Here is a 25918-nt window from a genome sequence, read left to right as displayed (position 1 = left end):
ATACCCTCGTAACCGTGTTCTCTCCTATCCCATCTCCTGCGGCCGGTACTGGAGGGCTTCGGCCAGGTGGGCGACGGCGATCCGCTCCGATCCCGCCAGGTCGGCGATCGTTCGGGCCAGCTTGAGCACCCGGTGGTAGGAGCGAGCCGAGAGGTTGAGCTGCTGCATGGCCGCCCGCAGCAGCCGCTCGCCGGCCTCGTCCAGGCGGCAGTGCGCCCGCACCTCGGCCGGCCCCATGTCGCTGTTGAGCTTCCGGGTGTCGCCGAAGCGGCGGGCCTGTACCGCCCGCGCCGCCTCGACCCTGGCCCGCACTGCCGTCGAGGGCTCGCCCGGCCGGCGGTCGGCCAGCTTCTCGTACTCCACCCGCGGCACCTGGAGGTGGATGTCGATCCGATCGAGCAGGGGGCCGGAGATGCGCTTCTGGTAGCGGGTGATGGCCGAGGGCGAGCAGGTGCATGAGCGGGCCGGATCGCCGTAGTAGCCGCAGGGGCAGGGATTCATGGCGGAGACCAAGATGAAGTTAGCCGGAAACGTGATCGCGCCGCTGGCCCGCGAGATGGTGACGATCCGATCCTCCAGCGGCTGGCGCAGCACCTCCAGCACCCGCGCGCTGAACTCCGGCAGCTCGTCCAGGAACAGTACGCCGCGATGCGCCAGCGTCACCTCGCCCGGCCGGGGCCAGGCTCCGCCACCGATCATCCCGGCGTAGCTGATGGTGTGGTGCGGCGCGCGGAAGGGGCGCTGGCGCACCAGTGGCCGGTCGGAGGGGAGCAACCCGGCCACCGAGTAGATCCGGGTGACCTCCAGCGACTCCTCGCGGCTGAGCGGCGGCAGGATGGTCGGCAGCGCGCGGGCGAGGAGCGTCTTGCCGGCGCCGGGCGGCCCCACAGCGAGCAGGTTGTGCCCGCCGGCCGCTGCCAGCTCCAGGCCGCGCTTGACGTGCTCCTGGCCCCGGATCTCGGCGAAGTCGACGCCACCGGCCTCGTCCTCCGGCTCGGGCAGCCCGCCGGCCCGGTGAAACGGCGGGATCGGCTCCTCGCCGGTGAGATGGCGCACCAGGGCGGCCAGCGTCTCCACCGGCACGATCTCGATCCCCTCCACGAGCGCCGCCTCCGCCGCGTCGGCCGCCGGCACGAACGCCCGCCGCAGCCCCCGCTCCTGCGCGAGGCCCACCATCGGAAGCACGCCGGCCGTGTGACGAAGACTGCCGTCCAGCGACAGCTCGCCGATTACTAGTGCCCCGTCGAGGTCGGCAACGACCTGGCCGGAGGCGAGCAGGATGCCGAGCGCGATCGGCAGGTCGTAGGCTGGCCCCTCCTTACGGATGTCGGCCGGCGCGAGGTTGACGGTGATGCGGCCTAGCGGGAACTTCGCTCCGGAGTTGCGGATGGCCGCGCGCACCCGCTCGCGCGACTCCTGCACCGCGGTATCGGGCAAACCAACTATAGTTAATCCGGGCACTCCTTGACCGACGTCGACTTCGACCTCCACCAGGACGCCATCCAGCCCGACCACCGCGCAGCTCAGGACTCGCGCCAGCACTACGCCCCCTACTCGGTCGCCCCACACCACACATAAGCCCGGCTGGGCAACCCGATTGTAGGGGCCGGTATGGGAATCAGCAATGTTCCGCACCGGGCAGCGGGGTGAGGAGATCGATGCCGCCCGCGGTCATCCGCTCCAGCGTCTCCTGGATCGCGACGGCTTCCGACTCCGCGTAGACGTGGGGCTCGAGGCCAGGTGTCCGGAGCGTCCGCCAGACCAGCGCGTAGGCGTCAGCGCGCGGTGGATCGGCGTAGATCACGAGGACGTCCACGTCGCTCCGGGCGGTCGCGCGTCCCCTGGCCCAGGAGCCGAAGAGGACGGCCCGGCGCACCGGAAGCAACCGCGCCAGCTCCCGCACGCGCGCTCGCAGGTGCGTGACCAGCTCATCCTGTGTTGTGCGCGGCGACCAGATGCGCACAGAATTCGACGATTCGTTCCGCATAGCCGAGACACCGCTCCGCCTCGCCGCGGGTGTAGAGCGCGTGCGGCGCGCCCGCCGGGTGAACGTCCGGATACCGCGTGCCGATGTAGACCTTGTCGAGCTCGAGCGCGGCGTCGACGAGCGGATCCGGAACGGCCGCCAGCTCGTGCAGCGCCAGCAGCAGCGCGGCCACGCTGTGCCCCCAGGCGTCGCGCCCGGCTCGCTGCAGGGCGGCCTTGGCCGCCTTTTCGGCGGCCTGCTGGGCGGCGAAGCAGGCCCACTCGTGGAAGCCGGCGCTGAGCATGTGGCGGGCCGCCGCCAGGTCGGCCTGGGCTTGCGCTAGCCAGTCGGCACTCCGGTCCATCCGCACCTCCAGCCGGAGTATACCTGACCGGTTCGCTCGCCTCTCTAGCTCATCCTCGCCGACTCTGCACCGCCCACTGGCCTCAGCCGAGCGCACCGCAGGGCAATCCTCGGCCCTGGCCCGGGCTCGCCGTTGCCCAGCCGGCAACCGCACGCTACAGCCAAGCCAGGGGGATTAACTTGTATTAGCTTTGTTCCCGATCATACGAGTAGACTGTCCTCTCCTCACGTCCGTACCGTGCAGGATACTGTCGCCCGCGCGTTTGCCTGGATCTCGGGTTCGAGCAGAATCTCACCAGATTCAGCCCGGGCGATGGCGGAGACTTTCGATTATTTGTCAGTTGACACACGAGAGAATTGCTTCTAGAGTGGAAATAAATCCAAGAAGGCCATGAGAGGAGGGGGTGGGATGCGCATCGCCGCTTTCGACGACCACAAGCTCGGCGTCGTCGGGGCAGACGGCACGCTTGTCGATATCACCGACCTGCTGCAGCAGTATGAACCCCTGGGGCCCGAAGACCTGCTTCCCGACCTGATCACGCACTTCGGCGAGCTCAAGCCCGAGATCGAGCGCCGTGCCGGCGCCCGGGCCGGTCTCCCGCTCGACCGGGTGCGGCTCCGCTCGCCGGTCACCCGGCCCACGAAAATCGTCTGCCTGATCGGCAACTACCGCGAGGGAACCGATCGCCCGCCGCAGATCCTCGACTTCTTCTTCAAGTCGCCGGAAGCGATCATCGGCCCCGGCGATACTGTTGTCCTGCCACCGCATCCCGCCACGATCTTCCACCACGAGGCCGAGCTGGCAGTCGTCATCGGCCGCGAGGCGAAGAGCGTCGCCGAAGCGGACGCCATGGATGCCATCTTCGGCTACACCATCTTCAACGACATCTCGGCCCGTGGCCTCGGCCGATCCGGGATCAGCAGCTTCCTCGGCAAATCCTTCGATACCTTCGCCGCCTTCGGGCCGTGGATCGTGACCAAGGACGAGATCCCGGATCCGTACGCCCTCCAGGTGACGGTCGACGTCAGCGGCGAGCGCCGCCAGGACTACCCCACGAGCGATATGGAGCGCCCGATCCATGAGCTGGTGGCCTATATCTCCTCGGTCAGCACCCTGCATCCGGGCGACGTGATCTGCTGTGGCACGAATCACCAGGGACTCGGCGCCCTGCAGGACGGCGACGTGGTGGTGACCTCGATCTCGGGCATCGGCTCCTTCACCTTCTACGTGCGCGACGAGCTCCGACGGGAATGGCCGCGCGGGATCGATCGAGAGACGGCGCAGCGGGTGCGGGCAGTCGGGCAGCGGCCGGCCGCCCAGTGAGACGGAAGGGAACTCCATGAGGCTCGTGCTCACCAGCGACAACCGGATCGGCGTGCAGCGGGAGGACGGCATCGTCGACGTCTCCGCCGCCTTTGCGGATATCCCCTACCGGATGTCCGCCGACCGCATGCCGCGCGTCCTGGCCGTGCTCCGGGAGCGGCGAGCGCGCGTCGAGGAGCTCGCCGCTAGCGGCGAGCCCATGCGCGTCGCCGGCCTTCAGGCTCCCGTCCCGCGCCCGCCGAAGCTCATCGCCGCCTTCGGCAACTACCGCGAGGGGACAGACCGGGAGCGGCAGGCTCAGGACATGTTCCTGGAGAGCCCCGATTCGGTCATCGGCCCGGGTGGCACGGTCATCCTCCCGCCCCACCCGGTGACGATCTTCCATCACGAGGCCGAGCTGGCCCTGGTAGTGGGCGCGCGGGCCAAGAACCTGCCCGCCGACGAGCGCGCGCTCGAGGCTCTGGCGGGCTACACCTGCGCGATCGACGTCTCGGGACGCGGCCTCGGCCGGATGGGGCCCAGCCGCATCGGTAAATCGTTCGATACCTTCACGCCCCTGGGGCCAGCGATCGTGACGACCGACGAGGTGCCCGACCCGCAGAGTCTGCGGGTGACGCTCTCGGTCAACGGCGAGCTCCGGCAGGACTACTCGACGAGCGACATGGAGTACAGCGTGGTCGAGATCCTGGCGTTCATCAGCTCGTACATGACGCTGGTGCCTGGCGACGTCATCATGTGCGGCACGAACCACCAGGGGCTCGGCGCGCTCCAGGACGGCGACCACGTGGTGATGACGATCGAGCGAATCGGCACGCTCGAGGTCACCGTCCGCGACTCGCTGAAGCGGGAATGGCCCCGCGGGATCGACCAGGAGATAGCAGCCAGGGCTCGCGGGGCCGCGAGATCGTAGGGCAGAGATGCGTCGAGTTGCTGCTCGGCTACGGGTGAAGGGAGAGGCGATCCCCGGCCCATGCGCGTCCCTCTGATGCCCCGTGCCGGGCACGCATGCCTCGATCTTCACCAGCCGACTGCACGTTCGCTGGAGAGGAGGTTCGCCCCGAACCGTAGCCGCAGATCAGAGCACTCGGCTCGAATCGAGAGGAGTCGGCGTGAGAGGGGGAGACACGATGGCACATCACGACGCGCTGCTCGCACAGATGCTGTCACGGAGGTCTAGCCGGCGCGCTCTGCTGAAGCGGGCCGCGATCCTCGGCCTCGGCGCCCCAGCCCTGGCTGGGCTCGGAGCCGCCTGCCGCGGCGAGGAGCCAGCCGCTCCCAGCCCGGCAGCTCCGTCCGCCAGCCCGCAGGCAACGTCGCCTGTCGCGGGGCAGACCCCAGCGGCCGGGCAGCCGACGCAAGCCCCCACGAGCGCGGGCGAGCCACGCCGCGGCGGCCGCCTGCGGGTGGCCACGACCGGGCAGCCAGCCGGGCTCGATATGCACATCCGGGCCCAGCGCACCATCACGCTGATCGGCTGGCATATGTACGAGGCGCTCTTCACCTTCGACGGCAACTACGAGACCGTCCCGATGCTCGCTGCCGGGTACGAGGTCAGCGACGACGGGCTGACAGCGACCATCCCGCTGCGCCGGGGCGTCCGCTTCCACAACGGCGAGGAGATGCGCGCGGCCGACGTGGTCGCCTCGTTCGAGCGTTGGGCTGAGGTCAGCAGCCTGGGTATCGCGATCAGCGAGTTCCTGCGAGAGGTGGTCGAGGTCGACGACTATACGGTCGAGTTCCGGCTGTCGAGTCCACTCGTCGCCCTGCCCAGCATGCTGGCCCGCCAGAGCGGTGGCCTCTCTATCCACCCCAAGAGCGTGCTCGACCAGGTCGGCACCGAGCCACTTACGCCCGACCTGTACATCGGCACCGGGCCTTACCAACTCGTCGATTTCCAGCCAGACCGCTTCACGCTGCTCCGGCGCTTCGATGGCTACGTCGGGCTCGACAGCCCGCCGAGCGGCTACGCTGGGCGCAAGGCGGCGTATCTCGACGAGATCGAGTTCGTCCCGATGCCCGACGAGGCGGCTCGCGTCGCCGGGCTGCAGGCGGGCGATTTCCACTACCTGGAGGAGATCATCCCCGACCAGGTGGAGGCGATCGGGGACGATCCCAGTCTCAACATCCAGATCCTGCCGCCGCGCAGCTACGGCGTGCTGATCATGAACACGATCGCCGGCCCGATGACCAACGTCAAGCTCCGCCAGGCGGTGCTGGCGGCAGTCGATGTGGAGGCGACCGGCCAGGCATCGCACGGCGAGGGCTACTTCGAGCCGGATCCGGGAATCATGCTGCCGCAGACGCGGTGGCACTCCACGGTCGGGCAGGAGTACTACGACCAGGGCAACCCGGAGCGGGCACGGCAGCTCGCCCAGGAGGCGGGCTACGACGGGACACCGCTTCGTATCTTGACGACGCAGGAAGACCTCGGCGACTATAACGCTGCGGTGGTGATCCAGCAGCAGCTCCAGCAAGCCGGCTTCAACGTCCAGCTCGAGGTGATGGACGAGGCGACGCTCGACGAGATGCTGGAGGACGACAACCGGTGGGAGATGACCACCAACGCGTACGTGTTCCGGCCGGATCCGGTGCTGATCGCTGCCTTCGCGAGCTGCACTGCCGACGGCGGCTGGTGCTCCGACCCGAAGGTCGAGGTCGCCCGGCGGCTCCAGACGGAGACGGATCCGGGGGCCCGCTTCACGGCCTTCGAGGAACTGCAGATGCTCTGGTACACCGAGGCTCCAGCCGTCAAGCTGGTCAACAACCTCGGCATCGCGCCGCTCTCGGCCAAGGTCAAGAACGTCCTCGAGACCACGCACTTCGAGATCGAGCCCGAGTTCACGAACTGCTGGCTCGAGGAGTAGGCGCGCCGCGCCGGCTGGGAGGGCCGAGCTACCGCCTCCCGGCCGGCGCTAGTGGCTGTGAGGAGACGAATCCGGTGCCCGACGCATGCTGACGGGAGACGGCGAATGACCGCCTATATCCTGCGCCGGTTGTTGCTGCTCATCCCCGTGCTGCTGGTCGTCGGGGTGATCGTCTTCACCCTGATCCACCTGATTCCCGGCGACCCCGCGGCGGTCATGCTGGGGCGCGAGGCCACCCGCGAGCAGGTGGAGGCGCTGCGCGAGCGGCTGGGCCTGAACGAGCCGTTTCACGTCCAGTTCTTCAAGTGGTTCACCAACGTGCTGCGGCTCGACTTCGGAAACTCCCTCTTCCTCGACCAGCCGGTCACCAGAGCATTGCTCGATCGCGTCCAGCCCACCGGGTTGCTGACCCTCTACTCGCTGACACTCGCCGTCCTCATCGCGATCCCTGCTGGCGTCGTCGCAGCGGTTCGCCGGAACTCGCTCCTCGACCGCCTGCTGATGGTCTTCTCGATCAGCGGGGTGGCTATCCCGAACTTCTTCTTCGGCATCTTGCTGATCCTCCTCTTCGCGGTGATCCTGGGCTGGCTGCCATCCGGCGGGTACGTCGACATCACCGACGATCCGGTCGAGCATCTCAAGCACATGGTCATGCCCACGCTGGCCCTGAGCTTCTCTGCCGCCGGACTGATGGCCCGCCTCGTGCGGTCGTCCATGCTCGATGTGCTCCACGACGACTACGTGCGGACGGCCTACGCCAAGGGCTTGCCACATCGCCACGTCATCCTCCGCCACGCCCTGCGCAACGCGCTGATCCCGTTTCTGACCATCGTCGGCATCTCGCTGGCCGGCATGCTCGGCGGCTCGGTGGTGATCGAGACCGTCTTCAACATCCCTGGCATGGGCCGGCTGCTGGTGCAGAGCGTTACCCGGCGCGACTTCCCGGTCGTCCAGGCGGCCGTCATGGTCGTCGCGGCGGTGGAGGTACTCGTCATGCTGCTCGTCGATATCCTGTACGTCTATATCGATCCCAGGGTGCGCTATGGCTCAGACTGAGACCCGCACGACGATCACTCAAGTGACCGCGCCCCGGGCCAGGCGTTTCCGGCTCTCGTCGATCACCCCCTCGTCGCGCTACTACTGGCTCCGCCTGCTGCTGGAGAACCCAGCGGCTGTCCTGAGCATCGGCTTCATCGGGCTGATCGTCGTGCTGGCTGTCCTGGCGTCGTGGATCGCCCCGTACGAGCCGACCTTCGTCAATCCAGCCGAGCGGCTCCGGCCGCCCTCTCGCGAGCACTGGTTCGGCACCGACGACCTCGGGCGCGACGTGTTCAGCCGGGCCGTCTACGGCGCCAGGATCTCGCTCGTGGTCGGGCTCGCGGTCATGGTCGGGAGCATGCTGCTCGGCTCGCTCATCGGGTTGATCGCCGGGTACTACGCGCGCGTCGACACGCTGCTGATGCGGATCATGGACGGGCTCGAGGCGTTCCCGAGCATCCTTCTGGCGATCGCGATCATGGCGACGCTGGGATCGGCGCTGGAGAACGTCATCATCGCCCTCTCCGTGGTCTACGCGCCTAACATCGCCCGGCTGGTGCGCAGCACGACGCTGATGAACAAGCGCCAGCCCTATGTCGAGTCTGCCCGCGCCATCGGCCTGCGCGACTCGGTGATCTTGCGCCGGTACATCTTCCTCAACTCTTTGTCGCCGCTCATCGTGCAGTGCACCTTCGTCGTCGCCTTCGCGATTCTGGCCGAGTCGTCGCTGTCCTATCTGGGTGCCGGGGTGCCACCCGGTATCCCGACCTGGGGCAACATGGTGAGCGATGGCCAGGCTCAGCTCCAGCGCGCGTGGTGGATCGCGGTCTTCCCGGGCATGTTCCTCTTCCTCACCGTGCTCGCCGTGAACTTGCTCGGCGATGGCTTGCGGGACGCGCTCGACCCACGAGTCCGCAAGCGGTAGCCATTTCACCCGCCCTCTTCCGCTCGTCCATGCTGTCGGCGCTGTGCCAGCGGCACTCCAGGCCATCGCCGGTGAGCGCGAGCCGCCCGATGGAGCAGGCCCCGCCAGCTCGGCCGGCGCCGTCCGGGATGCGGCGTGCCCGCCGGTGATACGCTGACGCGGTTTCGCCCACCAGCGACGACTGGCGCGGGGTTGTGGACGGGGACACGAGAGGGTATACAGCAGCGAGTCGACCTGGAGGCCACGGGACACTGAGGGGGTGAGGACGATGGACGAGCGGGCGGAGCTGATCGAGACCTACCAGGCCACGCCGGTGACCCTGCGCGCCCTCCTGCGGGGAATCACTGACGAGCAGGCCCGCCAGCGCCCGAGCGAGGACGAATGGTCGATCGTCGAGGTGGTAGCCCACCTGGGCGACGCCGAGGAACGCGCCCACGAGCGGGTACGACGAATGCTCCAGGAGGAGCACCCGTTCCTGCCCGCCTACGATCCCGCCGTTCTGGCTGAGCAGCGCGGCTACCGGTCGATGTCCCTCGCCGCGGCGCTCGAGCGGTTCGAGCGGCTGCGGGCCGAGCACGTGGCCACGCTCGCGCGGCTCGACGCCACCGGCTGGGCACGCACCGGCCAGCATGAGGAGACCGGCACGATCACGGTCGAGTCGCTCACCCGGCATATGGCAGCGCACGACGCGATTCATCTTGCTCAGATGGCACGGATCATCACCACGAGCGTCGCTACGCGGCATTGACCGCTATCGATACAGCCGGTACACTCCGCTCGCTGAGCGGGATACTCTCCGCGCCGGGCAGTGCTCCAGGGAGCCAGCGACGGCGCGGCTCCGCGCACCGCTGAGGGGGATTGCATGCAAGCGACGCCGGGTAGCCGGCATGGGTGGCAGCGCGGCCTCTACTACGGCTGGTACATCGTCGCAGCCCTGGCGGTGACCGAAACGATCTCCTGGGGAATCCTCTACTACGGCTTCGCCGTCTTCCTGACCCCGATGGAGCGCGAGCTGGGATGGTCGCGCCCGTCGGTCACCGGCGCGTTCTCGCTCGCCCTTCTGCTCTCGGGATTGGCTGCCCCGCTCGTCGGCCGCTGGATCGACCGGAACGGCCCGCGCTTGCTGATGACGGCAGGATCCATCGCCGCGACGCTGCTGGTGCTAGCCTGGTCGCGGGTCGGTAGCCTGACTGCCTTCTATGCCATCTGGATCGGCATCGGGCTGGTGATGGCAGCAGTGCTCTACGAGCCCGCCTTCGCCGTGGTCGCCAAGTGGTTCTCGCGCCGGCGCCGCCAGGCGCTTACGGCGCTGACGCTGGTCGCCGGGCTCGCCAGCGTGATCTTCACCCCTCTGTGCAACTGGCTGATCGAGCTGCTCGGCTGGCGCGAGGCGCTCCTGGCGCTGGCCATTCTGCTCGGCGCCAGCACGATTCCGCTGCACGGGCTGGTGCTTCGCCGAAGCCCAGAGGCACTGGGGCTGGCTCCCGACGGTGAGCCGGTTCGCTCAAGTGGCCCGGCTCCTGAAGCGCGCGAACCTGGTATCCCCGCGCGAGCCGCGCTGCGCACAGCGACGTTCTGGGCGCTGACAGTGGCGATGGTCCTCAACGCGCTGGCGGTGGTGGCGATGAACGTCCATCTGATTCCGTACCTGCTGGGAAGGGGATACTCTTCGGCCTTCGCCGCCACCGTCACCGGCTTGATCGGAGGGATGCAGCTCCCCGGCCGGCTGCTGTTCGCTCCGCTGGGCCGGGTACTGCCGGCTCGCCTGATGACCGTGCTAGTGTTCCTGCTCCAGGGTGCGGCGCTCGGCATCCTGCTCGTGATGCCCGGGGCAGCCGGCGTGCTGGCCTTCGTTGTGGTCTTCGGCATGAGCAACGGCATGGCTACGCTTCTGCGAGCAGCCAGGGTGGCCGAGCTGTTCGGCGCGGCCGCGTACGGGAGCATCGCCGGCGTGATGGCGCTGTGGGCCACGCTGGCTCGTGCCGCGGCTCCGGTCGGCGCCGGTACGCTCTACGACCTGCTCGGCCGCTACGAGCCGATCTTCTGGGCACTCGCGCTCGGCGGGTTAGTCGCCGGCCTGGCCGCCTATCTGGCCGAGACGACCGGAGCCCGCTTACCCATGCATGCGGTCCAGCCAGACCACCAGCGGGCGAGCTGACCGGCGCGCTCGCTGGCGTCACAGCCGTACCAACAGGGCGTTGCGCTGCAATGCTCTGCTCCCCAGCCTGAGCAACAGGGCATCACAAAGATTGGACTGCTCCAATTGGCTGTTGAGGACCCCACGTCCAGAGCGCACGCTTGCGATAGAGCCGTGATTGTGGAGGAAGCGCGCTGCCCCACAGGCCGGTGAGGAGGGTGCAAGAGGATGCAGCAGGGTCGAGTCGTCCGCGGAGGGTTCGAGCTCACGCCACGCCTGATCGCGCTCGCCGGGGTAATGATCGCAGTCGTCTTCGTGGCGACCCGGCTGATCCAGGTGCCGATCCCAGGTGGTTACGTCCACCTCGGGGATATTGCCATCTACTTCGCCAGCTTCACGTTCGGCCCGCTCGTCGGCGCTATCGCCGGCGCGCTCGGGCCCACGCTGGCCGACCTGAGCTCGGGGTTCGCGAACTATGCGCCGGGCACCTTCGTGATCCACGGCCTGCAGGGGCTGGTCGCCGGGCTGATCGGCTGGCGCGCTGGTCTGTGGCGGATGGCGCTGGCCGGCCTGGTCGGCGGGGTGATCCTGGTCGGCGGCTACTTCATCTACGACTTCTTTATCCTGCGGGTCGGCACCGGCACGGCGATCGCCGACGTCTGGTTCAACCTGGGCCAGGCTGCCACCGGAGCTATCGTCTCGATCCCGCTGGTGCTGGCCGTCCGCAAGGTCTATCCTCCCATCGAGACCTGGACGGCCCGGCGGGTCTGGCAAGAGGAACCCCGCTGAGACATTCACTCCCCACCGGAGCGCCGTCTCCTCATCGCGAAGAGGAGACGGCGCGTTCTAGAATTGCCCGCGTGATGGACGCGACCGCGCCGGGCGAGCCGCCGATCCGGTTCGAACGCTTCACCTTTCGCTATCCGCCGGTCGCCGGGGCCGCTCCGGTCACGGCGCTGGAGGAGATCTCGCTGGAGGTCGCTGCCGGGGAGTTCCTGGGTATCACCGGCTCCACCGGCAGCGGCAAGAGCACCCTCTGCCTGGCGATCGCCGGGCTGGTACCCCAGGAGACCGGCGGAATCGTCGGCGGGAGCGTGGTGGTGACTGGCTGGGACACCCGCTACACGCCGGTGCCCCAGCTCGCCACCCGGGTCGGGGTCGTCTTCCAGGATCCCGAGAGCAACCTGGTGGGGCTCAGCGTCGAGGACGAGGTCGCCTTCGGGCCGGAAAACCTGGGGATCCCGCCGGCTGAGATCGCCCGCCGGGTGGACTGGGCGCTGGAGGTCGTCGGGCTCTCCCACGAGCGCAACCGGCTCTCGGCCCACCTCTCCGGCGGCCAGAAACAGCGGCTGGCCATCGCTGCAGTGCTGGCCATGCAGCCCCAGATCCTGGTGCTCGACGAGCCGACGGCGCAGCTCGACCCGGTGGGCAAGGAGGAGGTGATCGCTGCGGTCGAGCGGCTACGCCAGGAACTGGGTCGCCGGCTCACCATCGTCCTGGTAGAGAGCGACACCGAGCTGCTCAGCCGCTTCGCCGATCGGATCGTCGTGCTCCACGCTGGCCGGGTCGCGCTGGAGGGGTCGCCGCGGGCCGTCTTCAGCCGAACCCAGGAACTAGCCGCACTGGGGATCCGGATTCCACCACTCGCCGAGCTGGCAGCTCGGCTCAATCGCGCGCTGGGAGCCGAACTCTCCTTCCTCAGCCAGACCGAGGCCGAGGCAGCACTGGCCCGGCTGCTCGAACAGACCGGCCTGACCAGGTCGAACGATCAACCACCCCGCGCCGGGCACCAGGAACGCCCCGCTGCCGAGCCCGTCCCTGCACCGCGCCAGGCGAGAGCGGGCTCGCTTCTCACGCTGGCCAGCGAGCGCGATGATCAGACTCTGCACGCCCGAGAGCCGGCCTCGTTGATCGAGATCGAGGATGCGCGCTACCGCTACGGCGGCGTTTACCCGGCGCTCAACGGGGTCTCGCTACGGATCGGGGCCGGCGAGTTCCTGGCGCTGATCGGCCCGAACGGCTCAGGCAAGACGACGCTGGCCAAGCACTGTAACGGGCTGCTCCGGCCGGAATCCGGCCGAGTGCTCGTCGCTGGCCAGGACACGCGCACCACGCATGTCGGGCAGCTCGCGCGAACTGTCGGCTACGCTTTCCAGAACCCCGACCACCAGCTCTTCCTGCCCAGCGTGGCGGAGGAGCTGGCCTACGGGCCACGGAACCTCGGGCTGCGTGGCCCGGAACTGCGCGCGCGAGTCGATGAGGCACTCGAGCGCTTCGGGCTCGCCGAGCTGCGCAACCGCCACCCGACACTCTTAGGACGTGGACTGCGGCAGCTCGTCGCGATCGCCGCGGTCTACGCTCTGTCGCCCCGCCTGCTGATCCTCGACGAGCCGACGTGCGGCCTGGACGGCCAGGCCACCGGACGGCTGATGGCCACGATCGAGGAGCTGGTCGCCGAAGGCCGAAGCGTGCTCCTGATCACGCACGATCTCCGGCTAGTGGCCGAGCACGCCCGGCGGGTCGTGCTGGTGCACGAGGGAAGGATCCTCGGCGACGGCCCGCCGCGCCAGATCCTGACCGATGAGGCACTGCTGGCGCGAGCGGGGATGGCACCTCTCACGATCGCCCGGCTGAGCCGGGGTCTGTCGCGCTACGGCATCTTACCGTCGTTGACGGAGGCCGAACTCGCTGAGGCCGTGCTGGCGCGGCTGGCTGCGGGTACCGGGCATTCAGGCCTGACCCGGGAAGGAGGGCCAGGATGAGTGCCGGCTACGACCTCTACGCGCCGGGAGACTCTTGGCTGCACCGGCTCGACCCACGGGTCAAGCTCATCCTCACAGCCATGGCTGCGCTGCTCGTCCTGCTCTGGAGCAGCCTGCCGCTGCTGCTCGCTGCCCTGGCCCTGGCTCACCTGCTTCTGGCGCTGGCCCGCTACCCGCGTGGGCTGGCCATCGGAGTCTGGCGCGCGCTGGCTCCGCTCTTGATCCTCATCGTCACGCTCTGGCCAGTCTTCGACCGGCGCGGAGAGCCCGTCCTGCTTGCCCTGGGGCCACTCATCGTCACCGGCGAGGCGCTCCTGCGCGGTCTGGCTACCGCGCTGCGGATCGCCGCCCTCTCGTTCACCCTGCTGCTCTGGCTGGGCACAACCGACCAGCGCTCACTGGTTCGCAGCCTGGTGCGGCTCGGCCTGCCGTTCAGCTTGGGCATGGCGCTGACGATCGGCCTGCGGTTCATCCCCACCTTCGCGGGCGTCTACCAGACCGTCTCCGAGGCGTTCCAGGCACGCGGGCTGACCCTGCCCCCGCGCGGGCTGCGCCGGCTACAAGCGATGCTCCCGATCCTGGTGGCCGCGCTGGTGACCGCGCTACGGATGAGCGAGCAGCTCGGCTGGACGCTGGCCGCCCGCGGTGTCGGCGCGCCAGTCCGGCGTACTACCTTGCGTGACCTGGCGATGCGGCCGGCTGACTGGCTGGCGCTCGCGGCCGGGCTGGCGGCCGGGCTCGCCCTGCTCTGGCTCACGCTGGCGGAAGGGCTGGGCCGAGCGTTACGATAGTGCCGGATCACCCTGATCGCCTCCCCGGCTGGGAAAGGGGCAGAGCTATGACCGTCCAGACGCGCGGGGAGACAGCGACGAGCCTGTCAGGCACAGCGACCAGCGAGGAAGGTACCTGGGTCTCGGTCGCGGGGTTCCGCCTGTTCCTCCGGGAGGCGGGTAGCGGCCATCCGATCGTCCTGCTGCACGGGATTCCCACCTCATCCTTTCTCTGGCGGCGCGTCCTGCCGGTGGTGGCGCGGGACTATCGCGGGCTGGCTCCGGACTTGCTCGGCTTCGGGCGCTCCGACAAACCGGCCGGCGGCGATTACACGGTCGCCGGCCAGGCCGACCTGCTCGGCCGGCTGCTGGAGCAGCTCGGGCTCGAGCGGTATGCGCTGGTGGGCCACGACTTCGGGGTGCTGGTCGCGACAGAGCTGTTGGCGCGGCGGCCCGAGCAGGTGACCCACCTAGTCATCCTCAACACCAGTTTCCGCCCAGAGCACTGGTCCGGCCCCTCGCCGCTGTGGCTGCTGCGCCTCCCGCTCCTCGGAGAGCTGGTGATGGTGCTGGCCCAGCCCTGGATGCTGCGCTTGGCGATGCGGCCGTTCCTGGCCGAGCCTGGCCGGTTGGCACGGGCCGACCTGGATGGCTACTGGGAGCCGTTCGAGCGGAGCTTCCGTACCACGCTGCTGCGGCTCTATCGCAGCGCGCCGATGACGGCTGAGGATTTCCGCCGCTGGCGCGAGGCGCTGAGCCGGCTCGCTGTCCCCTGCCTGATCGCCTGGGGAGCACGCGACCCGCTCTTCCGGGCAGACGAGGCGCGCGAGCTGGCGAGCCTGATCCCCGATGCCCGGCTGGTGCTCTTCGCGCACGCCAGCCACTTCCTGCCCGAGGACCGGCCTCAGGCGCTCGGCCGGCTGATCAGTCTGTTCCTGGAGCGCCCTGACGCAGTTCCCCGCCAGAGCTCGTAGGCCCCGGCACGTCTGCCGCAGCCAGCCTCGCATCTCGGGCCTCGAGGCGGCGGGGCGGGGCAGGAGAAAGGATGAGGTGACATGGTCAGACCAGCGGTTCGGTTGCTCGCCGTGTGCTGTGTCGTCCTTGCTCTGGTCGTCACCCTGCTCAGCGTCACCGCGCGGAGCGCCGCAGCGCAATTGGAGTTCAGGGTCATCAAGGTCGCCTGTCCTGGCGTGCCCAGCTTCGAGCCGAGTACCGGGAGAGGGATCCCGCCGGAATGCACGCCTGCCGCGGGCGTCTCATTTACGATCCAGGACACCGCCGGAACTGTCCTCGCCACCTGCACGACGAATGCGCAGGGGCTCTGCGTCGTCACCTTGCCGGAGGGGATCACGGTGGTCGTGACCGAGGACGTGTCGACCGCGCCGCCCGGCACGGTGCCGCTGCGGAATCCGATTACTACGCAGGTGTTGACCGAGTTCGCCGGCGCCGGGTTCGTCAACCTCCCCCGGAGCGTTGCGCCCGCTACGGGTCGTCCCTGGCAAGGGCCAGGTAGTATCGCACTAGTGACGACAGCGCTCGGGGGTGGGCTTGTACTCACTGGCTGGGGTCTCCGCCGGGTGCGGGGACGATGATCCCGGGCTCGGCGTTCCTCGAATCGATCATGTTCGGGTCCGGCAGTCCAGGCTAGGCTCTCAGTACCGCCCGGACATCGCGCGCGAATCCGACCGAGTCCAGGAACGCCTCGGTGACGAGGCTGGGGCGCAGGCCTGTCCGGTCTACCCCATCCCAGTTGGCCTGCTCGTAGGCCAGCACGCACGCCAGCACCTCGCCCAGCTCACCCTCGTGCTCCAGCAGCGCGCGAGCCACGTCCTCCGACAGCGGCAACATCTCCACTACCTTCGGCATCGGCAAGTCGAGAAGCGCGTCCAGTACCGAGAGCAAGCCGACGAGGAAGTAGCTCTCCCGGTTGAGCCGGCCCATCGCCCCGGCCAGCAGCTCGCACATTCGCGCCCGGATGATCGCGGTGGTCATCAGCTCGTGCGGCTTTCCGGTGACGCCGGCCATCACGATCAGGCTGAGCCAGGCACTGACGAGTCGCGTGCCGAGCAGGAGCAGCGCCTGACGTACCGAATCGACGCGCGCGCGCCGGCCATACCACACAGAATTCACCAGTCGCAGCAGCTTGTAGGTCAACCCGACATCCTGAGCCACCAGCGCCTCGAGCTCAGCGAAGTCGGCCTCCGGATCTTGCAGCCGGGTCAGCAGCAGTAGCGGCGTTCGACTCGCCGGGCTGCGCCGTCCACTGACGATGTCGGGCTGGTACAGGAAGGGGCCCTGAAAATAGTCGAAGCCCAGATCGCGGCAGCGGGCGAAGTCCTGATAGGTCTCGACTCCACCGGCGAGCAAGCGGACACCGTGGCGCTGGAGCGGCGTGATGATCTCGCGCAGTGCCCCTGTGTCACGCCCCCGCATGTCCACCCGGACGATATCCGCCCGCTCCACCAGTGGGAGCAGGGCCGGCTGTCCGGCAAACCCGTCCACCGCGACCATGCAGCCCTGGAGCGTCAGGTTCCTCGCCAGCTCGAGCGCCGAATGATCGGCCGCAACCTGCTCGTCGAGCTGGATGACCAGCCGCTCCTGTGGCAGCGCCGGGGCCAGGTCTTCTAGCAGGAAGAGAACGAGCTCGCTCGGCAGGTTGAGAAAGGCGAGCTTGTCGCCGACGATCGCCTCCAGGCCGATCTCGACCAGGGTGTCGAGCACGAGCTGCGCAGCCGCTCGCTTGCTCTCGAAGCTGCCGTTCGCGCGCACGCCGGCTGGCTGGAGGAAGAGCTCGTAGCCACAGACCTCGAGCCCGCGATCGTAGATCGGCTGCCTTCCAATGTACACATCGCGCACGATCGCACCCCTTCCACAGTCGGGATCGACGCGGACGATCGCGGGCTGGATAGGAAGACTTTCCTAGCCATACGGCACGCTCTCGTCCTGTCAGGCCATCCCGCGGGCTTGCGATGCCAGGTCGCGCCAGACGGGGCCGTCCGGATAGGCGTAGGTCGCCAGCGACTCCGGCTTCATGGCAATGCTGTAGCCCGGCCGCGCGGGAGCCTGGTACCGGGCAGCCCGGATCACCACCGGGTCGAGGAAGTGCTCGTGCAGGTGATCGACGTACTCGATCACCCGGTTCTCCATCGAGCCGCTCACGGCGATGAAGTCGAACATCGCCAGGTGCTGCACGTACTCGCACAGCCCCACCCCGCCGGCATGGGGGCAGACCGGTACGCCGAACTTGGCCGCCAGCAACAGCACCGCGAGCACCTCGTTCACTCCGCCGAGCCGGCAGGCATCGATCTGGCAGAAGCGAATGGCCCCGGCTTGAAGGAGCTGCTTAAAAAGCACCCGGTTGGCACAGTGCTCGCCGGTTGCCACGCCGATCGGGGAGAGCTCGCGGGCGATAGTCGCGTGACCCAGCACGTCGTCCGGGTGGGTCGGCTCCTCGATCCACCAGGGATCGAACTCGGCCAGTTCCCGCATCCAGGCGATCGCTTCAGGAACATCCCAGCGCTGGTTCGCGTCCATCATCAGCCGCCGCCCTGGCCCGATCGCCTCCCGGATCAGGCGTGCCCGCTGGCGGTCGGCCTCCAGATCCTCCCCCACCTTCATCTTGATAGCGTCGAAGCCCTGGGCCACCGCCTCCCGGCTGAGCGCCAGTACCTGCTCGTCGGGATAACCGAGCCAGCCGGCCGAGGTGGTGTAGGCCGGGTAGCCCTTAGCCAGCAGCTCCTGCTCGCGCTCGGCGCGCGAGGGGGCCTGTCGCCGCAGGATCTCGAGCGCTTCGTCCGGCGTCAGCGCGTCGGTGATGTGGCGGAACGGTACGCAGGAGACGATCTGCTCCGGGGTGAGGTCGGCCAGCAGCTTCCAGACCGGCTTGCCCTCGGCCCTAGCCCAGAGATCCCAGATCGCGTTGACGACAGCCGCGGTAGCCAGATGGAGCACGCCCTTCTCCGGCCCCACCCAGCGGAGCTGGCCATCGGCGGTGAGCCGGTACCAGAACCGGGCAAAGTCGGCAGTGATATCTTCCAGCCGTTGCCCGACCACGAAGGGCGCGAGCGAGCGCACGGCCGCCACGCACAGCTCGTTGCCCCGGCCGATCGTGAAGGTGAGCCCGTGGCCCTCGAGGCCCGGGCTGTCGGTGGCGAGCACGACGTAGGCGGCCGAGTAGTCGGGATCGGGGTGCATGGCGTCAGAGCCGGCCAGCGTGCGCGAAGTCGGAAACCGCACGTCGTAGACCCGAATCCCGGTGAGCGTCGCCGGCATCTCTCGCCTCCCTCCTCTCGTCGATACACGCCGTGATTGTTATGTCTCGTATCGCCTGATCGCCGCCAGCGGCGCGGGGGGAGCGCCCTTCACGCCGTCTCGCTAGGCCCGGCAGGCGGCATCAGAGGCTCCGGTAACCGGAGGGCACGGAGCGTAAGGCCGCCGTCCTCGAACTGCACCCAGCCCAGTGCCTCCACCAGCCGGAGGAAGGCTCCCAGCTCGCGCCGGCGAACGGCCGGGGCAGTCTCTCCCCCTGCCTCCACCTGGGCCAGATCGGCTTCGAGGAGCGCCTGGGCCAGGGTGAAGACGCTCGCCTTCCCGCCTCGCAGCGCGCCGGCCACCAGCGCGGCGAGCCGGTGCTCGGATGCCAGGCGATCCAGCAGAGCGGCGTCCGCCGCGACGTCCGCTCCTTTCGGCGCGCGGCGGAACTTGCGGTTGCTCCTGGGCGTGCGCGTATTGGAATCGGGCGCGAAGTCGGCCTCATGCTCGCACTGTCCGAGCAGCGGGCAGCCGTGCGCCTCGCAGGGCGGGATCCGCGTGTTGATCGGAGTGAGCAGCCCGAGGCCAGCTAGGAGGTTGAAGTCGACGCCAGCCCGCGGCTCGTGGTAGTGCCGGCAGGCGACGTCCTCGCCGATCTCGATCAGGAGCCGCTGGATCTGCTGGGGATCGGCCATTAGCACCCTCCTGCGCTTAGGGCAGCGTTCGGCTATCCAGCACGCGCGCCTGCCCCTGACGCGCCAGCCGCTCGATCCCATCGAAGAGCGCCCGGTAGTACCGTCTGGCCTCGTCCTCCTCCGGCCGGCCGGGATCGTGGGTGAACGTCGAGCGGTCGCCGACGATCACCAGCGCTCGCCGCGCGCGGGAGATCGCGACGTTCATCCGGCGCCAGTCGGCGTGGAGCCGGCCGATGGCGGCCTCGTCGTTGCTGTTGACCAGGCTGACCACGATCACCTCGCGCTCGCCGCCCTGGAAGCGATCGACCGTGTCGACCCGCACCGCGGCCAGAGCGGGGTCACGCCGGAGCAACTCCTGCCGGATCCGGTTGTTCTGGCGGCGATAGGGCGAGATGACGCCGATCTCGCGTGCGACCTCCGCGCGCCAGTCTGGAGGCAACGAGCCGATCAGCTCGCCGAGCAGCGCGGCGACGATCGTCGCCTCGCGCGGGTTGTCGCGCGCTTCGTCCGGCGAGCGGCCGGCGATGAAGCGCGCCCCGCTGTCACGCGCATCCGGGTCAGCTTCGGTGGTGATCAGGACGACCGGCGGCCCACTCCAGACTGAGCTCGCCGGCACGGAGAGGCCGAACCGGGAGAGCCAGCCGGCCAGCGCCCGCTCCGCCACCTCCTGGGTTCCGGGCACCAGTTGTCCCTCATAGAAGGTCTCGCTGACCAGGCTACAGATCGGCGCGTTCATCCGGTACTGCTCGGTGAGGGTGATCAGCGCGTGCGGGTAGAGGCGCGCCAGCCGCTCGAAGGCCGAAGTGCGCAGGCTGTCGCCCGCTTGCAGGCCGAGCTGGCGGAAGGCCTCGGGCACCGGCGGGGGTACCAGCTCATCCGAGACCACCGGCGGAAGCTGGCGGTGGTCGCCGACCAGCACCAGGCGGCCGGCGTAGCCGGGCGGGAGGTGACGCAGCGCCTGCAGCATGGCCGGCTCGGTCGCCTGCCCGGCCTCGTCGACGATCACGAGCTCGAAGCTCAGCCCGCGCAGCTCGGCGGCATCGGCCGAGCCCAGCGTGCCGACGAAGATGCCGGCATGGTCGTGGTAGGTCTGGGCTCGCCGGATCAGCCGGAAGAGGACGGCCGCTCCGTTCCCGGCCAGATCGGCCTCGCCCAGCACCTCGCGCGCGCCGGCGCGCTCGGCCAGGGTCTGGCGCGCAACCCGCTCGTCCATGTCGGCGCGCCGCCCGCCGACCCGGATGACGAACGGCGCCACCTCGGGAAACCGGTCGAGTAGCTTGAGCACGACCTCGTCGGCGGCGCGGTGGGTATTGGTGAGGACGAGCACGGGGCGGCGATCCTGCGGGGCCCTGCCGTCGTAGTCGAAGAGATGCCTGGCCAGGGCTGCCCGTGCCAGGTGGGCGATCAGGGAGGTTTTCCCGGTGCCGGGCGGCCCCTGGATCAGCAGCAGATCTCCTGGCTCCATCGCCAGCACGGCCGCCAGCGCGCGCCGCTGGGTCGCGTTCAGGTCGGGCGCTGGCGGCGCTGGAGCCTGGCCCGGTGGAGACGCCCGCTCGGCACCGAGCAGGATGCGGGCCAGCCGCGGAAGCTCGTCGACCAGCACCTTGCGGCCACGAATGCCGGTGCTAGCCATCGCCGAGACCAGAAAGTCGGTCAGACCTTCGAGCTGCCACTGGCGCATGTCGTACCCGCCGAGCAGGTCGACGCGGTAGGTTCCCTCGGGATCGACCCGGTCATTGAGCCGGAGAGCGATCTCGCGCTCGCCCACGGTCTGCACCGTACCCTCGACCGAGAAGATCTGGCCCGGCGCGCGCCGTTCTGGAGTCACCAGCACCCGGTCGTCCTCGCGGATCCGCGTCTCGATCCGCTCATCGCGGGTGAAGACCGCGACGAGGCCGGCCTGCTCGGCCAGCCGCAACCGGCTGATCGTGATCCCCTCCGACTGCTCCAGCGTCTCGGCCGGCGTGGTGACGAGGTGGAACAGCAACTCTCGCGAGGCGCGCTCCTCAGCCTTGAGCTGGCGATGGAACCAAGCCCAGTAGGCGAAGAGCCGGCTCGGGGCATAGCGGAAGAGCGAGTAGAGCCGCGGGCCAGCGCGCCGGGTGCCGTAGACGCAGACTCCCCGGCGCTGCGCCGGACAGATCTGGCACGGAGGCCAGGGCCGCAAGAGCTCGAAGCTGCCGCCCAGCTCGCGCAGTCGCCAGTCGTCACCGGCCCGGTCGAGCAGGTACCGGTCGTAGCCGGTGAAGAGGCCGGTGGCGACGCAGTAGCCGATGTTGCGCGCCTGGGCGATCAGATCGACGACGCGCTCGTCGCGGGTCGAGAGATCCAGCCGGAGGCGACGGACCAGCGGGTGAGCCTGCAGCGGCAGCGGCTTGATGCGCGCTCCCTGGATCTCCTCGACGACGGCTTCAGCGCTCTCCTCACCGAAACTGTGCAGGATCTCGCGGTAGGCCAGCGCTTGCAGTCCACCCGGGTGGCGCTCGCCGGTCTGCGGATCCTGCTCGGCGTCTATCCCATGCGTCTTGATCTCGACGAGGCGCAGCGGCCCACCGCCGAGCGGCTCCTCGACCCGATCCGCCCGACCAGAGATGCCCCGCGACGGCGCGTAGAAGAGTCGCTCCAGGTAGAGCCGGAGCGACTGCCCCTCCCAGCGCTGGCTGCAATAGCTCAGGATCTCGTCGACCACCTGGAGCGGTTGTGTGTGATCCATGATCGGCCGCGCGCTGATCTTGAGGCAGAGCGTCGTCAGCCACTCGATCCAGATGCGGCGCACCCCCTCCAGGTACTCGGCACGCGCCCGTTCCAGGTCGCCGCTGGCGACGAACTCGGCCGCTGCGCGACGGTAGCCCTCGTGGATCGCCCGGCCGCGGACATCGCCCCCGCCGTCTCGCGGGCGGAGCACGTCGTAGCTGACGCCGACGAAGCGCGTGTAGAAGACCTGGAGCGGGCAGCCGTAGACCTGCTCGAGCTGCGCGCCGGTGAGCGTGTGCTCCGGCGCGATGATGAACTTGAGCAGGACAGGCAAGAGTCGCCCGCTGCGCGTCTGGGCAGCGACCGCCTTCAAGACCTGGAGGCGGAGCGGCTCGTTCTCCTCGCGGCGCTGCCGGGCTAGCAGCACCCGGTAGAGAGTCGGCGCGTAGTGGGAATAGGGCGTCGATCCGGGGCAACCCGGGTACCACTCGCCGTTGAAGACCGCGCAGGTGCCGAGCAGTTGCCGGTCTTCGGTCAGCGCCTCGAGCACGATGCGGCCTGATCGCAGCTCGCCCACTGGCCGTACCAGGATCGGCACGTCGAGCCACTTCGGCTTACCTGGCTCCTGGTGCAGCTCCTGCCAGGCACGCTCGGCCTCCTGGCTCGCCCAGGTCGTCGCCCCGCCGATCATGAGGAGCGCTCCGGGTTCAGCTCGGTGCGTTGGTAGAGCACCAGCGCGAAGCGGTTGCTCACCTGCACCACGTCGGTGTCCCAGGCCTGGCTCAGCATCGCGACCGTCGTGACCAGCAAGTCGTGCGGCGAGGCGTCCTCGGCCAGCTTGCGCAGCTCGGCATCGTCTTCGCCCTCGGCGAGTAGGAGGAGCCGAAAGGTCGCCTCGGCCCGGCGCACCAGGCGCTCGAGGTAGTCATCGCCGGTCAAGCGGTCGCGATTGCGCCGGTAGATGCGGAGCAGCCAGGCCAGCGCCGCGTCGGGCTCCCCGTCGCGTAGGATCGTCCGGACTCGCGTCAGGGCCCAGCCAGTCCACAGCAGCACGTCCTCCTTGGCTTGGCGCCAGAGCCCGGCCAGGCGTTTCGCTTCCTCGACGTAGAAGTCGAGCTCCTCTTTCGGCAACCGATCCAGCGTCGGCCCCAGCGCGACCACCGGTGCCTCCGGCTTCACCCGCGACTGGCCTGGATATTCGTACAGCACGTCGCGCACGGTCTGAGCGAGCGCCTGCGCCAGGCTCACCCGCTGCTGCTGCTCGGGGAGGTGGGCATGCTCGGCGGCGATCGCCAGCCGCCAGCGGGCGAGCCGCACGTCCCAGTTGGCCAGCGCGCGCAGCCCGGCATCCAGCTCGGCCACCGCCAGGTCTTCGGCCGGGCTGATCGCCTTGCCGTCGAGCCGGAGCAGACCGCCGAGCCGCTCGGCAGCGATGGCAGCGGCGGCGATCTCCTCGGGAGCATCCCGGAGCGGGTGCACCACCGGGTCTTCGCCGACGAAGCGCCGTTGCCCCACGCTGTCCCGGTAGCGGCTCACGAGCGAGAGGAACGATCCGGTCGCCCCAGGATCGGCCAGGTGCTCGCCGGAGTGCTGTCCTCCATTTCCCCTCTCGATGGCACAGCTCCTTCCCATGAGGGATCTCGCCGCTCAGCCAGGGAATAGCCGAGCAGGCGAGACGGCCCTGATGGCCGGTGGACACGCACAGCAGGTGCGAGGCCGGTCATGCTCCAGTCCTCGATGAGTCTTCGCTGACCAGTATTTCTGAAGCTCGGGCCGCTGTCCAGAGCCAGGACGGGCGCTCACCGTTACTGCAGCCAGCGCAGGAGCAGGGAGGCCAGCCAGAGGAAGACGGCAAAGCCGACCACGTCTTGGAACGCGGTTTCGAACGGCCCGGCGGTGGTGGCTGGATCGAACCCGAGACGCTTGGAGAGCATCGGAACGATGCTGCCCATGATGCCAGCGGTGACCATCGCGCAGAGCAGCGCCCCACCGATGACCAGCCCGAAGGGCAGATGCCTCGACCAGACTGCCCCGATGACGCCGAGCACTGTCCCACACACCAGCGCCATCAGCAGGGACGTGGCGAACTCCTTCGACACCTGCCGGCCCCAGTGGCGCAGGCTGACGTGCCCGGTATCGAGCCCCCGCACGACGATCGCGGCCGCCTGCAGCCCGACGTTGCCGGAGACGGCCGAGATGACGGGCATGAACGAGGCCAGCAGGATTACCTGCCGGAGCACGGCGTCGAAGCGCGCGATGACCAGCCCAGCGAGCAGCTCGATCCCCATCGTCCCCAGGAGCCAGGGCAACCGGAGGCGAGCGACCTCCACCGGCCGCCGGCGCTCCATGGCTTCGGCGTCGGTGCCAGCCAGCCGCAAGTAGTCCTCGTTGAACTCGCGCTCCAGGATGTCCGCCGCATCGTCGGCGGTGACGATGCCCAGGAGCCGGTTCTCGGCGTCGACGACCGGGATCGCGAGCAGCCGGTGCTCGACTAGAAGGCGAGCCGCGACCTCCTGGTCGTCGTCGGCGCGAACCTTCACTGGGTCGTAGACCGTAAGCTTGCTGACCGGCGTGCCAGGCGGCGCGAGCACCAGGTCGCGCAGGCTCAGCACTCCCAAGAGATGGTTCTCCGCATCGACGACGTAGACGTCGTTGATCGTCTCCACCTCGCTCGCCAGGCGGCGCAAGGCGGCCAGCGCCTCGTCGGCGGTGAGGTCGGGGAGGATCGCGACGAACTCCGGTGTCATGCGGCCACCGGCGGTATCCGGCGGGTAGGCGAGGAGTTCCCGGATCTCGTCCGCCTCCGCCGGCTCCATCTCGATCAGGATGGCCTCGGCCTGGGCCGGTTCCAGCTCGGCGACAATGTCGGTGGCGTCGTCGGGCGCCATTTCCTCGAGCACATCGGCTGCCTGCGAGCGGCTCAGCTTGACGATGAGCTGGACGGCAACGGACGCATCGACCTGCTCGAGCAGCCCAGCCAGCTCCTCACCGGCGAGCGCGACCGCGCTCGCCAGGGCGCTGGGTGGTAGCCCACACAGCAAATCCACGGCCTCCGCCGGAGAGAGTTGCTGGAGGATGTCGTGAACCTGGTCACGGCGCCGCCGCTCGACGGCGTCTCTCAGAGCCACCTGGAGAGCCTGCCCACCGAACTGCTCGATCGTCATGACTGCCGCCTCCACCCGTGCCAGCGCCCAGCCGCCGGACATCGCCGCGGGCACGGCCGCGTCTCGGCCCAGCCGGGCAAGCATACTGGAGCGAACCTCGCCGGCGCACCAGGGGCGGCGGGCTGCCTGGCGGTATAATCCCGCCCCAGAATGTTCGCTCGCCTGCCCGATCCCCCCACTCCGCCGTGCCGCGACCCGGCTCGCCGGCGCGGCGAGGCGATCGAACCGAGCTGCATGCGTTCGAGGAGGCGCTCGATGGCGACCCTGGAGATCCCGACCCCGATGCGCGGCAAGCCACAGCCGAGCCGCGAGCAGGTCATCGGTCACCCGCGGCTCACCGTGCTCGACCACCCGCTGGTCACGTCACTCTTGACGACCGTCCGTGACCAGGGCACGCCGCCGGCCGAGTTCGAGCGCTGCCTGCACGAGCTCACTCGCTTTCTCCTGTGGCACGCCCTCCAGGACGCCGAGATCTCGAGCGTCTCAGTCTCCAGCCCGACCGGCGTCCAGGCGGACGGCGGCCGGCTCGCCGACGGCCTCGCCGCCCTGGCGATCCTGCGAGCCGGGCTCGGGATGATCGCGCCGCTGCGGCAGCTCGTCCCGGCCGCGCCGATCTACCTGGTCGGGGCACGGCGCGACGAGCAGACCTTGGCCGCGACGATCTACTACAAGAACCTGCCCGGGCCGCTGCACCGGCTCAGGCACGTGCTCCTGCTCGACCCGATGCTGGCTACCGGTGGCTCGGCGGTCGTCACGGTCCAGCTCCTTCGGCAGACGTACCCCGGGCCGATCTCCTACCTCGGCATCATCGGCGCACCGTACGGGGTGCAGCAGCTCCTCCAGGCGGATCCTGGCGTCCACATCTACCTGGCAGCGCTGGACGAGCGGCTCAACGACCAGGGCTTCATCGTGCCCGGTCTCGGCGACGCCGGAGACCGCCTCTTCGGCACGACGTAGCCCAGCAG

Annotated in this window: 22 protein-coding genes; 13 read left to right on the top strand and 9 right to left on the bottom strand. The window is 69.2% G+C overall.

Features of this window, described 5'->3' with window-relative positions; genetic code table 11:
• Positions 1-24: 24 nt before the first annotated feature.
• From NET02_RS08775 to NET02_RS08765, 3 genes are all read right to left on the bottom strand, one after another.
• Positions 25-1542: a YifB family Mg chelatase-like AAA ATPase gene (locus NET02_RS08775; protein ID WP_284057022.1), complete on the bottom strand. Its 1518-nt coding sequence runs from the start codon at positions 1540-1542 to the stop codon at positions 25-27.
• Between the two features lie 76 nt (positions 1543-1618).
• Complete coding sequence (locus NET02_RS08770) at positions 1619-1903, bottom strand: nucleotidyltransferase domain-containing protein (protein WP_284057021.1); 285 nt, start codon at positions 1901-1903, stop codon at positions 1619-1621.
• A 25-nt stretch (positions 1904-1928) separates the two neighbouring features.
• Positions 1929-2330, bottom strand: a complete 402-nt coding sequence (locus NET02_RS08765; protein WP_284057020.1) for a HEPN domain-containing protein — start codon at positions 2328-2330, stop codon at positions 1929-1931.
• Positions 2331-2738: 408 nt separating this feature from the next.
• Between NET02_RS08765 and NET02_RS08760 the strand changes: the two genes are divergently transcribed.
• The 12 genes from NET02_RS08760 (at position 2739) to NET02_RS08705 (ending at position 15741) form a co-directional block, all read left to right on the top strand.
• Entirely contained in the window at positions 2739-3653 is a 915-nt protein-coding gene (locus NET02_RS08760; RefSeq protein WP_284057019.1) for a fumarylacetoacetate hydrolase family protein, read from the top strand.
• 16 nt (positions 3654-3669) lie between these two features.
• Positions 3670-4563: a fumarylacetoacetate hydrolase family protein gene (locus NET02_RS08755; protein ID WP_284057018.1), complete on the top strand. Its 894-nt coding sequence runs from the start codon at positions 3670-3672 to the stop codon at positions 4561-4563.
• Positions 4564-4780: 217 nt separating this feature from the next.
• Positions 4781-6517, top strand: a complete 1737-nt coding sequence (locus tag NET02_RS08750) for an ABC transporter substrate-binding protein (RefSeq protein ID WP_284057017.1) — start codon at positions 4781-4783, stop codon at positions 6515-6517.
• Between the two features lie 105 nt (positions 6518-6622).
• Positions 6623-7573 (top strand): ABC transporter permease, encoded by a 951-nt coding sequence (locus tag NET02_RS08745; RefSeq protein ID WP_284057016.1) that lies wholly within the window; start codon positions 6623-6625, stop codon positions 7571-7573.
• Complete coding sequence (locus NET02_RS08740; RefSeq protein WP_284057015.1) at positions 7560-8480, top strand: ABC transporter permease; 921 nt, start codon at positions 7560-7562, stop codon at positions 8478-8480. The genes NET02_RS08745 and NET02_RS08740 overlap by 14 nt, the downstream gene beginning before the upstream one ends.
• 268 nt (positions 8481-8748) lie before the next feature.
• Entirely contained in the window at positions 8749-9228 is a 480-nt protein-coding gene (locus tag NET02_RS08735) for a DinB family protein (RefSeq protein ID WP_284057014.1), read from the top strand.
• 114 nt (positions 9229-9342) lie between these two features.
• Positions 9343-10638 (top strand): MFS transporter, encoded by a 1296-nt coding sequence (locus tag NET02_RS08730; protein ID WP_284057013.1) that lies wholly within the window; start codon positions 9343-9345, stop codon positions 10636-10638.
• Positions 10639-10845: 207 nt separating this feature from the next.
• The gene (locus NET02_RS08725; RefSeq protein WP_284057012.1) at positions 10846-11406 is read left to right on the top strand and encodes an ECF transporter S component; all 561 of its coding nucleotides are present in this window, start codon (positions 10846-10848) and stop codon (positions 11404-11406) included.
• 74 nt (positions 11407-11480) lie between these two features.
• Positions 11481-13379, top strand: coding sequence for an ABC transporter ATP-binding protein (locus tag NET02_RS08720; protein ID WP_284057011.1), 1899 nt, complete (start codon positions 11481-11483; stop codon positions 13377-13379).
• Positions 13376-14170: an energy-coupling factor transporter transmembrane component T family protein gene (locus tag NET02_RS08715; RefSeq protein ID WP_284057010.1), complete on the top strand. Its 795-nt coding sequence runs from the start codon at positions 13376-13378 to the stop codon at positions 14168-14170. The genes NET02_RS08720 and NET02_RS08715 overlap by 4 nt, the downstream gene beginning before the upstream one ends.
• 47 nt (positions 14171-14217) lie before the next feature.
• Positions 14218-15123 carry an alpha/beta fold hydrolase gene (locus NET02_RS08710; RefSeq protein WP_284057009.1) on the top strand — a complete coding sequence of 302 codons (906 nt, stop codon included), beginning with the start codon at positions 14218-14220 and terminating at the stop codon, positions 15121-15123.
• An 81-nt stretch (positions 15124-15204) separates the two neighbouring features.
• Positions 15205-15741, top strand: coding sequence for a SpaA isopeptide-forming pilin-related protein (locus tag NET02_RS08705; protein WP_284057008.1), 537 nt, complete (start codon positions 15205-15207; stop codon positions 15739-15741).
• A gap of 52 nt (positions 15742-15793) precedes the next feature.
• On the opposite strand, the gene NET02_RS08700 is transcribed toward NET02_RS08705, so the two are convergent.
• From NET02_RS08700 to mgtE, 6 genes are all read right to left on the bottom strand, one after another.
• On the bottom strand, positions 15794-17005 hold the full coding sequence (locus NET02_RS08700) for an EAL and HDOD domain-containing protein (protein ID WP_284057007.1): 1212 nt from the start codon (positions 17003-17005) through the stop codon (positions 15794-15796).
• Positions 17006-17095: 90 nt separating this feature from the next.
• Positions 17096-18421: an L-fuconate dehydratase gene (locus NET02_RS08695; protein ID WP_284057006.1), complete on the bottom strand. Its 1326-nt coding sequence runs from the start codon at positions 18419-18421 to the stop codon at positions 17096-17098.
• 89 nt (positions 18422-18510) lie between these two features.
• Positions 18511-19095, bottom strand: coding sequence for a hypothetical protein (locus NET02_RS08690; RefSeq protein ID WP_284057005.1), 585 nt, complete (start codon positions 19093-19095; stop codon positions 18511-18513).
• 16 nt (positions 19096-19111) lie between these two features.
• On the bottom strand, positions 19112-22480 hold the full coding sequence (locus tag NET02_RS08685; RefSeq protein ID WP_284057004.1) for a DEAD/DEAH box helicase: 3369 nt from the start codon (positions 22478-22480) through the stop codon (positions 19112-19114).
• Positions 22477-23421, bottom strand: a complete 945-nt coding sequence (locus NET02_RS08680; RefSeq protein WP_284057003.1) for a hypothetical protein — start codon at positions 23419-23421, stop codon at positions 22477-22479. Before NET02_RS08680 ends, NET02_RS08685 begins: the two co-directional genes overlap by 4 nt.
• Before the next feature lie 173 nt (positions 23422-23594).
• Positions 23595-25037 (bottom strand): magnesium transporter, encoded by a 1443-nt coding sequence (gene mgtE / locus NET02_RS08675; protein ID WP_284057002.1) that lies wholly within the window; start codon positions 25035-25037, stop codon positions 23595-23597.
• Between the two features lie 171 nt (positions 25038-25208).
• Here mgtE and upp point away from each other — a divergent pair, with 171 nt between their 5' ends.
• A complete protein-coding gene (gene upp / locus NET02_RS08670; RefSeq protein WP_284057001.1) occupies positions 25209-25910 on the top strand; it encodes a uracil phosphoribosyltransferase in 702 nt (233 codons plus the stop codon).
• The last annotated feature ends 8 nt before the right edge of the window (positions 25911-25918 follow it).

It is taken from the genome of Thermalbibacter longus, from assembly GCF_023806485.1.
Taxonomy (GTDB): domain Bacteria; phylum Chloroflexota; class Chloroflexia; order Thermomicrobiales; family Thermomicrobiaceae; genus Thermalbibacter; species Thermalbibacter longus.
This window is presented reverse-complemented; position numbering and strand designations above follow the sequence as displayed.